The 13,829-nt window shown below is 59.6% G+C and carries 13 protein-coding genes; 7 read left to right on the top strand and 6 right to left on the bottom strand.

Annotated features, from left to right (window positions below; genetic code table 11):
* Positions 1 to 77 precede the first annotated feature (77 nt).
* Both fabG and fabD read right to left on the bottom strand, forming a co-directional pair.
* Positions 78 to 815 carry a 3-oxoacyl-[acyl-carrier-protein] reductase gene (gene fabG, locus CFB10_RS17335; protein WP_003502072.1) on the bottom strand — a complete coding sequence of 246 codons (738 nt, stop codon included), beginning with the start codon at positions 813 to 815 and terminating at the stop codon, positions 78 to 80.
* Between the two features lie 98 nt (positions 816 to 913).
* Entirely contained in the window at positions 914 to 1,858 is a 945-nt protein-coding gene (fabD, locus tag CFB10_RS17340) for an ACP S-malonyltransferase (RefSeq protein ID WP_020009496.1), read from the bottom strand.
* Positions 1,859 to 2,080: 222 nt separating this feature from the next.
* On the opposite strand from fabD, the gene CFB10_RS17345 reads away from it, so the two are divergent.
* The 6 genes from CFB10_RS17345 to rplI all read left to right on the top strand — a co-directional run bounded on the left by CFB10_RS17345 (position 2,081) and on the right by rplI (position 6,640).
* Positions 2,081 to 3,124 carry an aldo/keto reductase gene (locus tag CFB10_RS17345; RefSeq protein WP_020009497.1) on the top strand — a complete coding sequence of 348 codons (1,044 nt, stop codon included), beginning with the start codon at positions 2,081 to 2,083 and terminating at the stop codon, positions 3,122 to 3,124.
* 170 nt (positions 3,125 to 3,294) lie between these two features.
* Entirely contained in the window at positions 3,295 to 3,930 is a 636-nt protein-coding gene (locus CFB10_RS17350) for a DUF2272 domain-containing protein (protein ID WP_020009498.1), read from the top strand.
* Positions 3,931 to 4,196: 266 nt separating this feature from the next.
* Positions 4,197 to 4,628, top strand: coding sequence for a 30S ribosomal protein S6 (gene rpsF / locus CFB10_RS17360; protein ID WP_004441041.1), 432 nt, complete (start codon positions 4,197 to 4,199; stop codon positions 4,626 to 4,628).
* Positions 4,629 to 4,641: 13 nt separating this feature from the next.
* Entirely contained in the window at positions 4,642 to 4,890 is a 249-nt protein-coding gene (gene rpsR / locus CFB10_RS17365) for a 30S ribosomal protein S18 (RefSeq protein ID WP_003502063.1), read from the top strand.
* A gap of 185 nt (positions 4,891 to 5,075) precedes the next feature.
* Entirely contained in the window at positions 5,076 to 6,050 is a 975-nt protein-coding gene (locus CFB10_RS17370; protein ID WP_020009499.1) for a membrane protein, read from the top strand.
* A 14-nt stretch (positions 6,051 to 6,064) separates the two neighbouring features.
* On the top strand, positions 6,065 to 6,640 hold the full coding sequence (gene rplI, locus CFB10_RS17375) for a 50S ribosomal protein L9 (RefSeq protein WP_003502059.1): 576 nt from the start codon (positions 6,065 to 6,067) through the stop codon (positions 6,638 to 6,640).
* Positions 6,641 to 6,900: 260 nt separating this feature from the next.
* On the opposite strand, the gene CFB10_RS17380 is transcribed toward rplI, so the two are convergent.
* Genes CFB10_RS17380 through CFB10_RS17390 form a run of 3 tightly spaced genes read right to left on the bottom strand, consistent with a single transcriptional unit; the run spans position 6,901 to position 10,188 of the window.
* Positions 6,901 to 7,968 (bottom strand): HlyD family secretion protein, encoded by a 1,068-nt coding sequence (locus tag CFB10_RS17380; RefSeq protein WP_026363465.1) that lies wholly within the window; start codon positions 7,966 to 7,968, stop codon positions 6,901 to 6,903.
* 19 nt (positions 7,969 to 7,987) lie between these two features.
* Complete coding sequence (locus CFB10_RS17385; protein WP_020009501.1) at positions 7,988 to 9,736, bottom strand: MFS transporter; 1,749 nt, start codon at positions 9,734 to 9,736, stop codon at positions 7,988 to 7,990.
* Positions 9,733 to 10,188, bottom strand: coding sequence for a MarR family winged helix-turn-helix transcriptional regulator (locus tag CFB10_RS17390; RefSeq protein ID WP_020009502.1), 456 nt, complete (start codon positions 10,186 to 10,188; stop codon positions 9,733 to 9,735). The genes CFB10_RS17385 and CFB10_RS17390 overlap by 4 nt, the downstream gene beginning before the upstream one ends.
* A 312-nt stretch (positions 10,189 to 10,500) precedes the next feature.
* On the opposite strand from CFB10_RS17390, the gene CFB10_RS17395 reads away from it, so the two are divergent.
* A complete protein-coding gene (locus CFB10_RS17395; protein WP_003502052.1) occupies positions 10,501 to 11,997 on the top strand; it encodes a replicative DNA helicase in 1,497 nt (498 codons plus the stop codon).
* Positions 11,998 to 12,063: 66 nt separating this feature from the next.
* Here the strand turns inward: CFB10_RS17395 and CFB10_RS17400 are convergent, their stop codons facing one another.
* Positions 12,064 to 13,758, bottom strand: a complete 1,695-nt coding sequence (locus CFB10_RS17400; protein ID WP_020009503.1) for an ABC transporter ATP-binding protein — start codon at positions 13,756 to 13,758, stop codon at positions 12,064 to 12,066.
* Between the last annotated feature and the right edge of the window lie 71 nt (positions 13,759 to 13,829).

The raw sequence follows: 13,829 nt of genomic DNA on the forward strand, positions 1-13,829 counted from the left end.
GGGGCCTTGCGGCGCCAGCTACCCAAGAAGGTGCTTAAACAGCGCCGCAATCCTTTTCATGACGGCCTCATGCGCCGTCAGATCATCGCCATGCCGCCGTTGACATGCAGGGTCTGGCCGGTCATGTAACCTGCCTCATTGGAAGCCAGGTAAAGAACGGCCGAAGCGACTTCCGCACCGGTTCCCATGCGCTTCATGGGAATGGCGCCCATGATGGCGTCTTTCTGCTTGTCGTTGAGCTTGCCGGTCATGGCGCTTTCGATGAAGCCCGGCGCCACGCAGTTGACGGTGACGTTGCGGGTCGCGATTTCCTGCGCCAGCGACTTCGAAAAACCGATCATGCCGGCCTTGGAGGCGCAGTAGTTGGCCTGGCCGGGATTGCCGGTGACGCCGACGATGGAGGTGATGTTGATGATGCGGCCGAAACGGCGGCGCATCATCGGATGTGTCAGCTCACGCGTCAGGCGGAACATCGCCGTCAGGTTCACCTCGATAACGTTGTCCCAGTCCTCGTCGCTCATGCGCACGAACAGGCCGTCCTTGGTGATGCCGGCATTGTTGACGAGAATATCCACGCCTTCGAGCTCAGCTTCGGCCTTTTCGCCGAGCGCCTTTACCTCGGCGCGGTCGGCAAGGTTGGCCGGGAAAATCTTGACGCGGTCGCCAAGTTCCGCCGCCAGCGCTTCAAGCTTTTCAACGCGGGTGCCGTGCAGGCCGACGGTTGCGCCCTGGCTGTGGAGAAGGCGGGCGATTTCTTCGCCGATGCCGCCGGTCGCGCCGGTTACGAGAGCCTTGCGGCCTGTCAGATCTAACATGTTCCGTTCCTTCTTTAGAGCAATTCCGCAAAGCCTTTTAGCGGTTTTGCATCCGGAATTGTCGTAAAATAAAAGCCGTTGCGGGGCGCAGCCCGTTCTCAGCCGATAAGAGTAGCAAGAAGCTGGTCGATATCGGCCGCGCCGTTGACGGCAACGCCGTTCACCGTCTTGTCGATGCGGCGGGCAAGGCCCGTCAGCACCTTGCCGGAACCGATCTCGTACAGCTGCGTGACATTGTTGGCGGCGAACCACTCAACCGTCTCGCGCCAGCGCACCTGTCCGGTCACCTGCTCGACCAGCAAAGCCGCGATCTCACTGGCGTCGGAAACGGGTGCGGCGCGCACATTGGCGACAACGGGCACGACCGGGTTGTGTTTTTCGACCTTGGCCAGCGCCTCGCGCATGGCTTCCGCCGCCGGAGCCATCAGCGCGGAGTGGAAGGGGGCCGAGACCGGCAGCATGATGGCGCGCTTTGCGCCTTTTTCGGACGCGATCGCCGCCGCCTTTTCCACGGCAGCCTTACCGCCTGAGATAACCAGCTGGCCGCCGCCATTGTCATTGGCGATCTGGCAGACGCCGAGGATTCCGGCTTCCTCGCAGATGGCGGACACCGCGTCGTGCTCCAGCCCGATGATCGCAGCCATCGCACCCTCGCCGACCGGCACGGCGGCCTGCATGGCATTGCCGCGGATGCGCAGAAGACGGGCGGTATCGGCAATCGAGAAGGTGCCGGCCGCACAGAGCGCCGAATATTCGCCGAGCGAATGGCCGGCTACATAAGAAACCGTATCGGACAGTTTGAAGCCGCGCGCTTCGAGAATGCGCATGACCGCCATGGACACGGCCATCAGCGCCGGCTGGGCATTGGCCGTCAGCGTCAGCGTCTCTTCCGGGCCATTCCACATGATGTCGGAGAGCTTCTGGTCGAGCGCCTCATCGACCTCCTGAAACACGGCGCGTGCTTCCGGATAGGTGTCCGCCAGCTCCTTGCCCATGCCGACGGCCTGGCTTCCCTGACCGGGAAATGTGAATGCAATACCCATGGGATGTCGTCCTTCTTGTCTGGCCTTGCCTTTATTCTTTCGGACTTCCATTCACATTCCCGCCAGCGAAGTCAAGGCTTGAAGCCCTATGGCAGGCCTTTGCCAGGGGTTTTGCCGACCTGTTTTCCCCTTTCTTTTCATCATATTTTTTCTTGCACTGCGGCAAATCCCCATTACTTTCACCCCACCTTCCAAAACTCGCCAAAGCACCGGGACCTCTCCATGAAACAGAATCTACTGGGACGCACGGGTATCTCCGTGTCCGAAATCTGCCTCGGCACCATGACGTGGGGCACGCAGAACACCGAAGCAGAAGCCCATCAGCAGATGGACTACGCCATCGAAAACGGCGTCAATTTCTTCGATACGGCCGAGCTTTATCCCACCACCCCCGTTTCCGCCGAAACACAGGGCCGGACCGAGGAGTATATCGGCAGCTGGTTCGAAAAGACCGGCAGGCGCGATCAGGTCGTGCTCGCCACTAAAGTCGCCGGCTCCGGGCGCGATTACATTCGCGGCGGTCGCGATATCGACGCCGCCGCCATCCGCGAGGCGGTGGATACCAGCCTCAAGCGGCTGAAGACCGACTATATCGACCTCTACCAGGTTCACTGGCCGAATCGCGGCACCTACCATTTCCGTGGCGCATGGGGCTTCGACGCCTCCGGTCAGGACAAGCAGCGCACGCTTGCCGAAATCACCGAAAAGCTGGAGACGCTCGGCGAACTGGTGAAGGCCGGCAAGATCCGCGCCATTGGCCTCTCCAACGAAAGCGCCTGGGGTACGCAGAAATACATCGACATCGCGGAAGCAAAGGGCCTGCCGCGCGTCGCCACCATTCAGAACGAATATAACCTGCTGTACCGCAGCTTCGATCTCGACATGGCGGAAGTCGCCCATCACGAAGATGTCGGCCTGCTCGCCTATTCACCGCTGGCGGCTGGTCTGCTGACCGGCAAATACCAGAACGGCGCGCGCCCGGCGGGATCACGCGCTTCCATCAACAGGGATCTCGGCGGCCGGTTGCAGCCGCTGCAGGAAGCGCCGGTCAAGGCCTATCTGGAGCTTGCCGCCGAGCATGGGATCGACCCGGCCCAGCTCGCCATCGCCTTCTGCCTGACACGCCCCTTCATGGCCTCGGCAATCATCGGCGCGACGACGATGGAGCAATTGAAGGTGGATATTGCAGCGGCGGATGTGGCGCTGTCGGAAGAGGTGCTGACGGGTATTGCCGCGATCCATCGGCAATATCCGATGGCGATCTGAACTATCGTCAAACAAAAATCAAACAAACCGTCTTTCAATACTGATTAAATTCTGTATTATTGTTTTCACCGGCGTATATTTTCATATACGCCGGTGAACTTCAGATGATAATTTAGAATTAAAGAGATATTTTTCAACGACAAAAACATATTATAATTTGGGAGAATTGTATGGCGAAGACGGTCGCAGATATTCTCAACGTAGCTGGCAATGAGTGGAACCATTGGGGCAAGTCCACATGGAACCTTTCTACTGGCGCCAAGAACATCCAGCACAAGGATGACGACCCCGTATTTGCGAAACACGTCATCAAGAACTACAATGCTGTAGGCGGCGGAGCACCGACTGAAGACGAGATCATGAATGACGAGTATTTCTGGTCTGCCGTCGGAATTTCATATGTCTTCCATGCCGCGCAGTTCAGCAAGAAAGAGTTCCCCTTCGCGCAAGCGCATTCCGTGTGGATCCGCCATTTCATAAAGGCGCGCCAGCAAAATGCGACAAACACCCTTTATCACGGGTATCGTCTTAAAGAGCCCGGCGCGACACCGGATGTGGGCGATATCGTCGGCTATACTTACGAAAAAGTGAGCTTCCAGCAGGCCCAGGGTTACTATGACAAAGTCGGGACTTACAAGTCGCATACCGATATTGTCGTCGCCAGACGACCGGGAGAAATCGACGTCATTGGTTTCAACGTTCTCGACTCGGTCACGAAGAAAACGATACCGCTCACCGAAAGCGGCCATATCGCCGATACCACGCATAAATGGTTCGTCGTTTTGAAGAAAAACGCGCTTCACTGACAAACCCATTGCCAAAATGCGAAAAATCCGTATAAGCGCGCTGTTCACAACACCCGGTCCAATTGGCTGGTGGCTGAACGGAGGGCTGGTTCCGGCAACGGAACAGCAGGAACCATAAGGTTTTTCCGGCCTCCCGTGTCTCCGCTCTCGACCGTCTCGAACAACGCTTTTCTTGCTTTAAGGCCTTCAAGCCTTTTCAGGAGCAGTCGTTGAGGCTTAGCGCCGTTGCCGGGTGAAGGACGAAACGCAAGAAAGGCAAAGCTTAAATGGCTCTTTACGAACACATCTTCCTTGCCCGGCAGGATATTTCTGCCCAGCAGGTCGACGCACTTGTCGAGCAGTACAAGGGCGTTATCGAATCGTTCGGCGGTAAAGTCGGACGCATCGAGAACTGGGGTCTGAAGTCCCTCACCTACCGCATCAAGAAGAACCGCAAGGCTCACTACGCTCTCATGGACATCGACGCTCCGGCGGCCGCCATCCATGAAGTCGAGCGCCAGATGCGCATCAACGAAGACGTTCTTCGCTACATGACCATCGCCGTCGAAGCCCACGAAGAAGGCCCGTCCGCGATGATGCAGAAGCGCGACCGTGACGACCGTCCGCGCCGCGATGGCGACCGTCCGGACCGTGGCCCGCGTGAAGATCGTGGTCCCCGTGAAGACCGTCCGCGCCGTCCGCGCGAAGACCGTGCATAAGGAGTTTTGACCAATGGCTGACGCATCCTCTTCCCAGGCACGCCGCCCGTTCCACCGCCGTCGCAAGACGTGCCCCTTCTCCGGCGCCAACGCTCCGAAGATCGACTACAAGGACGTTCGTCTCCTGCAGCGCTACATTTCCGAGCGCGGCAAGATCGTTCCGTCCCGCATCACGGCCGTTTCCCAGAAGAAGCAGCGCGAACTCGCCCAGGCGATCAAGCGCGCCCGCTTCCTCGGCCTGCTGCCCTACGTTGTAGCGTAATGAATTGAAGCGAGGCTGCGGTTTATCGCGGCCTCGCTTTTCTCGATCAGCTGATTCTTGATCAGCGGGTCGAAAATTATAGTCCTTCCGCGTTGGGCGCGGATCGATACTCTAAAAAACCCATGTTGGGGATGAGGCTCTCAGGAGCGATCCTCTAACTGCTTAAGTTTCAGCAGGACAGCGAAGTGCAGAAGTTGAACCAGACAGTGCTGATCTCCGGCGTTCTCGCCGGCATATGCGCCGCGTTTCTGACGCTTGGCGCAACGGCGCAGTCGTCTCTGTCCTTCCTGCTTTATGCCGGTTCCGCCATGCCGATCTTCATCGCCGGCATGGGCTGGGGCAACCGCGCCGCCATTATCGCGATCATCACCACGGCGCTCATCGGCGCGCTGGTCATGTCGCCGCTTTTTGCGCTGACCATCGCAATCTTCACGCTGATCCCGGCCGGCTGGCTTTCGCATCTCGCCAATCTGGCGCGCCCGGCCTCCGAACTCGGCGGCCCGGATGATCTGCTTGCCTGGTATCCGCTTTCCGGCATCGTCCTGCATCTGTGCATTCTGGTTTCCGTCGCCGTCGTCATTCTCGGCTGGATGATCGGTTACGGTCCCGATCTCGTCGCGCGCATGGTCGATGTGATGATGACCTCGGTTCAGAGCCGCGAACCCCTGTTCGAGCCCAATGTCGAGGCGCTGGCGCAGACAAAGACCCTGTTGGTGCTGATGCTGCCGATCGTTCAGGGCGGTCTCTGGGTCATCCTGCTGTTTGCCGCCTATTATTTCGCGACGCGAGTGGTCGGCACTTTCGGCAAGGGTCTGCGCCCGCGCGAGGACATCGCTTCGGCGCTGCGCATGCACCGCAACGCCATCTTCATCTTCCTCGCCGGCATCGTCGCCATCTTCCTCGGCGGCGTTGCGGCCATGGTCGGCGCAGTTATCTGCGGCACCTTCGGTGCGGGCTTCCTGATGGCGGGTTACGCCTCGTTGCACAAGCGCGCCCGCGGCAAGGACTGGCGGCTGCCGGTTCTCATTCTCGCATATCTCTCGGCGGTCTTTGTCTTTCCGCTGTTCATCATTCTCGTGTTCGGCCTGAGCGACGTGCGCAGCACGATCTCTCTTACACCGGCGCGGAAAACCGACAATTCGAACGAAACCAAACCATAGAAAGGATCAAGAAGATGGACGTCATTCTTCTCGAACGCATCAACAAGCTCGGCCAGATGGGCGAAACCGTCAAGGTTCGCGACGGCTACGCCCGTAACTTCCTGCTGCCGCAGGGCAAGGCGCTGCGCGCCAACGCCACCAACAAGGCACGTTTCGAAACCGAGCGCGCAACGCTCGAAGCCCGTAACCTCGAGCGCAAGTCGGAAGCCCAGAAGGTTGCCGAAGCACTTGAAGGCAAGTCCTTCATCGTCGTCCGTTCGGCTGGCGAAACCGGCCAGCTCTACGGCTCTGTCGCTGCTCGCGACGTCGTTGAAATCCTGGCTGCCGAAGGCTTCAACATCGGCCGCAACCAGGTTGAACTGAACACGCCGATCAAGACCATCGGTCTGCACAACGTCACCCTGCACCTGCATGCAGAAGTCGAGCTGCAGGTTGAGCTGAACGTTGCCCGTTCGGCTGAAGAAGCAGAGCGTCAGGCCAAGGGCGAAAGCCTCACCTCCGCTGACGCCATCTACGGCGTTGACGAAGACGCACTGCGTCCGGAAGACTTCTTCGATCCGGAAGCTGATCGCGACGGCGACGACGAATAATATTTTGGCCTTGCGGCCATAAGAAAACCCCGGATGGCGACATCCGGGGTTTTTTGTTGGGTTGAATTCGCGGAGGAATACCCCCCTCTGCCCTGCCGGGCATCTCCCCCTCAAGGGGGGAGATCGGCAGGAAGCGCTACCGCCACTTCATTCGCAAACGTTGAGATGGACGAAACCCGCCCGCGAGTCGATCTCCCCCCTTGAGGGGGAGATGTCCGGCAGGACAGAGGGGGTGCCTCTCGGCAAACTCCACCGCCCAACTACTTCGCCGCCGTCTCCGCCCCCTCAGGCGCTTTGCTCTTATCCACATGCACCACCACCGACATGCCCGGCGAAAGCTCCGCCGCCAGCGGCTGATCAGCATCGATCGCGATCCGTACGCCGAGGCGCTGGGCGATCTTCACGAAATTACCCGTCGCATTGTCAGGCTTGATGACGGCGAATTCCGAACCCGTCGCGGGCGAAAACCGTTCCACATGGCCGGTCAGCTTGCGGCGATGCAGGGCATCCACGGAGATCGTTACGGGCTGGCCCACCTGCATGCCGGCAAGCTGGGTTTCCTTGAAATTGGCGATGACCCAGACATCGTGCGGCACGACGGCCATCAATTGTGTTCCGGCGGTGACATATTGGCCGGTGCGCACGCCGACTTCGCCGAGCCTGCCATCCACGGGAGCGTGGATTTCGGTATTGGCGAGATCGATCCGGGCGAGCTCGACGGCGGCCTCTGCATTGGCGACGGCCGCCTGCAGCGAGCTGCGGTTGACGATGATGGTCTGCAGATCCTGCCGGGAAACCTCAAGCGCCGCCTTGGCCTGCGAGAGCGAGGCCCGCGCCTTTTCAAGCGCGGCATGGGCTTCCTCCTGCAGGCTGGAGGTTCCGACGCCGCTCTTGATCAGATTATCCTGTCGGTCGGAGGCGAGCTGAGCCTGTTTGAGCGACGCCTCGGCGCTGTCGACCGCCGCTTCACTGGAGCGGATATTGGCGTTGGCGGCATTTTCCTGCTGGCGGGAATTGTCGAGTGCGGCCTTGTGGGTATCGAGCGTTGCTTCCGCCTGCGCCTGCTTCTGGCGGTAGATGCGGTCATCGATCTTCGCGAGCAGCGCGCCCTGGCTGACCTCCTGATAATCCTTCACCGGCACGTCCACGACATAACCGCTCACCTGCGGGCTCATCGTCGTGACATAACCCCGCACGAAGGCGTTGTCGGTCATTTCGACGGTGGAAAGGAACGGCGGCAGCCGCCAGGCGTAAAGCACCAGCGCCACGCCGGCGAGACCGCCGAGCAGCACGAGAATGGAAACGGGGGTAAAAAACTTCTTCAGCATTTTGTCACTCTTGGAATGTTCAAGACTGTGGTGCCGGTGCGGCATCGATGTCTTCCCGGAAAAGGAAAGGACGGATGCGCAGCCATGCAAGGTGGATCAAAAGCGCGGCCAGCGCCAGCGCGGAAACGACTGAAATCAGCAGGAACGTGTCATTATAAGCAAGCACATAGGCTTCCCTGCTGACCTGCTGGCCAAGCAGCGACAGCCCCTCTGCCTTCAGCAATGCCGGATCGGTGATGACGTGGCTGTAGGCGCCGGAAAGCTGTGAGACACGCTGGGCGACCACGGGATTGGTGAGCAGGATATTTTCCACCAGAATATTGGAGTGGAACTTCTCCCGCAGCGTTACGAAACTGCCGAGCAGGCCGGTCATCAGCATCGAACCCGTGATCTGCGTGAACAGGAAGATGGTAATGAAATTCACCAGATAGGGCGCACCCCGGGCAAGGGCTGCGGCGAAACCCTTGGCCATGACGGGTGGCAGGAACATGGCTGCACCAAAGGCGATCATCATCTGGCTGAGATACATCTCACCCGGCCGTGTCAGGTTGTTGGACTGGCTATCCATGAACGAACCGGCGGCGATCAGCGCCAGCGCAATCACATGGGCGGTATCGACGTATTTCGTCAGCATCAGCCAGGCGCAGGCCGCACCACCGAGAACGGTCGCCAAAAGCACCAGCGCATAAAGCGTCGTCGTCTGTTCGTTCAACAGGCCAAGCTGCTGGTAAAAGCTGACCGCCGTTGAGGATTGCTCGGAGGAAACCGCACGGTAGACAAGCAGGACCGCAATGATGTGCAGGTTGGTTTTCGAGAAAATCCAGCGCAGGTCGAGCAGCGGATTCTTGCGTGGCAATTCGATGAAGGCCATCAGCGTCAGAAGTGCGATCGACGTCGCCAGAAGGACGCCCAGCCACCATGTCTCGAACCACCAGTAGAACCGGCCGAGGGTCAGCATGACCGCAAGGCAACCGAGACCGCCCGCAAACAGAAGATAGCTCAGAATATCCATGCGCTCGATGACTTTCGCGCGCGGCGGCGGCGTGACTTTCAGCACATAGATCATGGCGAAAGCGATCAGCGCGAATCCCACTTCCATGGAATAGAGCGCATTCCAACCGTCGATTTCCAAGAGGGATGGCGAGACGATGCGCGCGAGCGGCGCCGACAGCAACGTGCCGGTCAGCGCTATGCTGAAACCGAGCGAGAATTTCCGCGCAGGCGGGAAGGCCTCCAGAATATAGAGAAAGCCGAGCGACGAGATCGGCGCGGCGGCCATGCCGCTGACAAAACGGATGACGATTGCCGAATGCAGGTCGGTCACGAACAGGTTGAGGCAGGAAGCAACGACAAACACGATAATCGAGACTTCGGCAAAGGGTCGCAGGCCATATTGCGCCCGGACCTTGAACAGCGCGATGGAAAACGTGGCGTAAGGCGCCATATAGGCGGCGGAAAGCCACGCGACCTCAGCCACCGTGGCGGAAAACTCGCCCTGCAGCTGGTAGATATTGGCCATGACGAGGTTCATGCCCAGGCCTTGCGTGATGAAGAAGGAGAGGCCCGCAAAAATGAAGCACAGCCGCAGCCAGAGCGGCCGCTCAACCGGCTGCGGCGCGGCGGCAGCGGCAGGCTCCTGCACGGTTTCGCCCGTAGCCGAAGCGCTCATCGGCGTCACGGCCTCTTCCGGAAGGTCAGCGGATTTGGCGGTTCCTTCGGTATCCTGGGACGCGGCCTTGTCAGCGGTTTGCGGTACGAGGGTGCTCACGATTGCACCCTCCCGGCCGCAAGATTTTGCAGGTTGGCGGAAAGCCGGCGCATGACATCAAGCGCCATTGCCAGTTCCTGCGAGGAAATGTCGGCGGCAATCTCGGAGCGCAGCGACTTTGCCATCGCCTGCACCGTTTCGGAGGTCTTCTCGCCCTCCAGCGTCATGTGTATGCGTTTGGCGCGACGGTCGTTTTCGTCGGAACGGCGCTCGATGAGGTTCTGTTTCTCCATGCCATCGAGCACCCGCACCAGCGTCGGCGTTTCGATTTCCATTTCCTCGGCAAGCTCGGTCTGCGTCAGCGGCCCACGCCGCGAGAGCGCAAAAAGCGCTCGCGCCCGCGCAAGCGTCAGCCCGCTCTCCCCCACCCGCGCGTCGAAAAACGCGCGCAGTTTCCGGGTGAAAGCGGAGACTTCATCGAGAAGCTGTTCCTTGTCGGTCTCGCGAGACATGTCAGCAAGCCTTATAATTAGCACACTACTTATTTTCTGCCTATTTATTCGTTAGACTGACGATTTTCAAGTTTCTTTCACGCCGGGTCTGCCATGCGATAAACTCATGGCAGCGAATCACCTTGCCGGAAGAACCCGGCGCCTTGTCCCCCACCCGCCTGTGGATTGCTGGGGACAACTGAAGATGTGATCAAGCTTCGTAGAGCGGACGTCAGCCTGCCATAGAGTGTTGCAACAATATCATTGACTGCCATGCCCCAGAAAGCCAAACCCGAGGTTTAAGGACAAAGGCAAAGGGAGATCGCGCAAACCATGAACGACGCTGTGAGAAAGATCACCCCCGCGCAGCCGGCGGAACCGCATTACCGCGAGGCGCCGAACAACATCGAGGCTGAACAGGCGCTGCTCGGCGCCATCCTCGTCAATAACGACGCCTATTACCGCGTGTCGGACTTCCTGAAGCCGGTGCATCTTTACGAGCCGCTGCACCGAAAGATCTTCGAGGTGGCGGGCGATATCATCCGCATGGGCAAGACCGCCAATCCGGTGACGATCAAGACCTTCCTGCCCGCCGACGACAAGATCGGCGATCTGACCGTGGCGCAGTACCTCGCACGTCTGGCGGCGGAAGCCGTATCGATCATCAACGCGGAAGATTACGGCCGGGCGATCTATGATCTGGCGCTGCGCCGTGCGCTGATCCAGATCGGCGAGGATGTCGTCAACATCGCCTACGACGCCCCGCTCGACATGCCGCCGCAGGCGCAGATCGAAGATACCGAACGCCGCCTGTTCGAACTGGCGGAAACCGGCCGTTACGATGGCGGGTTCCAGTCGTTCAACGATGCCGTGGCGCTGGCGATCGATATGGCGGGGGCGGCCTTCGAGCGCGACGGCAATCTCTCGGGCATTTCCACCGGCATTCATTCGCTCGACGCCCGCATGGGCGGGTTGCAGCGTTCCGACCTTATCGTGCTTGCGGGTCGTCCGGGTATGGGCAAGACCTCGCTTGCGACCAACATCGCCTACAATATCGCCGCATCTTACGAGCAGGAAGTGCAGCCGGACGGGTCGTACAAGGCCAAGAACGGCGGCGTCGTCGGTTTCTACTCGCTCGAAATGTCGTCCGAACAGCTGGCGACCCGTATCATTTCCGAGCAGACCGAAGTGTCCTCCTCGAAAATCCGCCGCGGTGACATTACCGAGGCCGATTTCGAAAAGCTCGTCGCCTGCTCCCAGATGATGCAGAAGGTGCCGCTTTACATCGACCAGACCGGTGGCATCTCGATCGCCCAGCTTTCCGCCCGCGCCCGCCGCCTGAAGCGCCAGCGCGGCCTCGATGTTCTCGTGGTCGACTACGTTCAGCTGATGACCGGCTCCGGCAAGAGCGGCGAAAACCGCGTGCAGGAAATCACCCAGATCACCACGGGCCTCAAGGCGCTGGGCAAAGAACTCAATGTTCCGATCATAGCGCTGTCACAGCTCTCCCGTGCGGTGGAAAGCCGCGAAGACAAGCGCCCGCAGCTTTCCGACCTTCGTGAATCCGGCTCCATCGAGCAGGACGCCGACGTGGTGCTGTTCGTGTTCCGCGAGGAATATTACGTCAAGAACATGGAGCCGCGCGATATTTCCGATCCCAAATATACTGAATGGGAAGCCCTGTTCGACAAGGTGAAAGGCACGGCCGACGTCATCATCGCCAAGCAGCGTCACGGACCGACCGGCACGGTGAAGCTCGCCTTCCAGTCCGAGTTCACCCGCTTTACGGATCTGGCCGATCCGAGCTTCAGCCAGTACGAAGAACATTGAGGCGTAGCCACGCCGGCCATCGATAAAACCCCGCCCCGTCCTGTTTCAGGATGGGGCGGAATCTTTTCAATGGCTTGGGACTGACGCCTCAGAGTCCGATTCATTGATTGCCCCGCTCGGCAAGGCGATGACCTGATCTCCGGCGCGGATGCTGCTCTGGCGGTGGGTAATGGCGATGATGGTGATATCGCTGTCGACCCGTCTTAACTGGTCCATGATTTCCCGCTCCGTCTCCTCGTCCAGAGCCGAGCTTGCCTCATCGAGCAACAGGATGGATGGTTCGCCATAAAGCGCACGGGCAATCGCAACCCGCTGGCGCTCGCCGCCGGAAAGCTTAAGGCCCCTTTCACCGACAATTGTGTCGAAACCCTCCGGCATCGCCTCTATCCGGTCAAGAATGGCGGCGCGCTCGGCCGAGCGGCGCAGTTTTTCCTCATCCAGCACCCGCCCGAGCACGACATTGCTGCGCAGCGTGTCATTCAGCAACTGCACCTCCTGCGGAACGATGCCGGCAACGGCAAACCAGTCGTCGCGGCCGATTGTAGTCAGATCGGTGCCATCGACGCTGATGCGACCCGATTGCGGCGCGATGGTTTTCTGCAGGAGCCGGAAGAGTGTCGATTTGCCGGAACCGGTCTCGCCGGTGATGAAGGTCAGACGCCCCGGCGCTGCGGTGAAAGAAACGCCTTCGACGCCGCGACCGTTTTCGTAGCGAAAACCCACATCGTCGAATTCTATCGCTTTGCCCGATAGCCGCAGCGGGTTGGCATCGGGCGGTTCCTCCTCTTCCGGCGCATTCCACATGCGGGCATAGGGCGCGAAATGGGCGAAGGAACGGACCGCCTCGCTGATCGATTGCCCGATCAGTTCAAAAGGCATGTTGAGCTGAAGCAGAAGGGTGTTGAAGAGAACGATATCGCCTATCGACAGGGCTCCCGCCTCGTAACGCGGCAACAGCAGATAAAAGCCGATGACCATCTGCATGGCGAGTGCGAGCGAGATGGTGAAGACGAAGCCGATCCGGCGCAGGGAATAAAGCCGCCAGTTATGATAGATCGAGCCCGCATTATCCGCAAAACGACGCTTCATCCATGCCGTGCTGCCGGTATGCCGCAAAGGCTCGATCATGCCGATGGCGTTTCCGACAAAACCGGCATTCTCCTGCCCGGCTTCGATGGCCTTTTCCAGAAACGGCGTGGTCAGGCGGTTCGAGGCGGGCGTAAGCGCGATGAAGGCCGCGCCATATACAATGACGATGGCGACCAGATCCGCACTGAGGACCGTTCCCAGCAACAGGGTGCTGAACAGGAACGTGGCGATGCCCGGCACGAAATAAATAAGGCCAATCTGCATGATCGCCGAGGCGGCCGAAGCGCCCCGTGTCTGCGCGGCCTGAATTTCCGCCGGATTGTGATCGTTGAAGAACGACGGATGTTTATGGACGATGCGCTCGAAGAAGCGCGTTGTCGCGACATATTCCAGCCGCTCCGAATGGATCACCGACATATATTGCGTGGAGCGCTGGATACCCGTCGCCAGCGCCGTCAGGCCCGCATAGAGCGAAAAACCGAGCATCCATTGCAGCGGCGCGTCCGGCAGATCGTCGATCAAACGGGAAAACACATAGGGCCCGGCGGTTGCGAGAACAGACCCGAGCAGGATCGTCAGCAGCAAGAAAGTGATAGACGGCCATGACGTCTTCAGGTCCTCGGAATAGATCCGGGAAAGCGGTCCGAATGCAACTTCACGATTGCCCGTCATCACTCTCTCCCGCCCGGCGCTGCATGAAAGATACGGCAGGCATTGGATAACGGCTTGGAAGCCTTCGCTCA

Origin of the sequence: Agrobacterium sp. 719_389 (genome assembly GCF_900188475.1) — a bacterium.
GTDB lineage: Bacteria > Pseudomonadota > Alphaproteobacteria > Rhizobiales > Rhizobiaceae > Agrobacterium > Agrobacterium radiobacter.

Bases quoted from the DNA above. Each gene is read 5' to 3' on its own strand.
- rpsR (WP_003502063.1), top strand. From the start codon at position 4,642: ATGGCTGACGCATCCTCTTCCCAGGCACGCCGCCCGTTCCACCGCCGT.
- CFB10_RS17380 (WP_026363465.1), bottom strand. From the start codon at position 7,968: ATGCTGAAGAAGTTTTTTACCCCCGTTTCCATTCTCGTGCTGCTCGGC.
- CFB10_RS17345 (WP_020009497.1), top strand. From the start codon at position 2,081: ATGAAACAGAATCTACTGGGACGCACGGGTATCTCCGTGTCCGAAATC.
- fabD (WP_020009496.1), bottom strand. From the start codon at position 1,858: ATGGGTATTGCATTCACATTTCCCGGTCAGGGAAGCCAGGCCGTCGGC.
- CFB10_RS17400 (WP_020009503.1), bottom strand. From the start codon at position 13,758: ATGACGGGCAATCGTGAAGTTGCATTCGGACCGCTTTCCCGGATCTAT.
- CFB10_RS17390 (WP_020009502.1), bottom strand. From the start codon at position 10,188: ATGTCTCGCGAGACCGACAAGGAACAGCTTCTCGATGAAGTCTCCGCT.
- fabG (WP_003502072.1), bottom strand. From the start codon at position 815: ATGTTAGATCTGACAGGCCGCAAGGCTCTCGTAACCGGCGCGACCGGC.
- CFB10_RS17395 (WP_003502052.1), top strand. From the start codon at position 10,501: ATGAACGACGCTGTGAGAAAGATCACCCCCGCGCAGCCGGCGGAACCG.
- rplI (WP_003502059.1), top strand. From the start codon at position 6,065: ATGGACGTCATTCTTCTCGAACGCATCAACAAGCTCGGCCAGATGGGC.
- rpsF (WP_004441041.1), top strand. From the start codon at position 4,197: ATGGCTCTTTACGAACACATCTTCCTTGCCCGGCAGGATATTTCTGCC.
- CFB10_RS17350 (WP_020009498.1), top strand. From the start codon at position 3,295: ATGGCGAAGACGGTCGCAGATATTCTCAACGTAGCTGGCAATGAGTGG.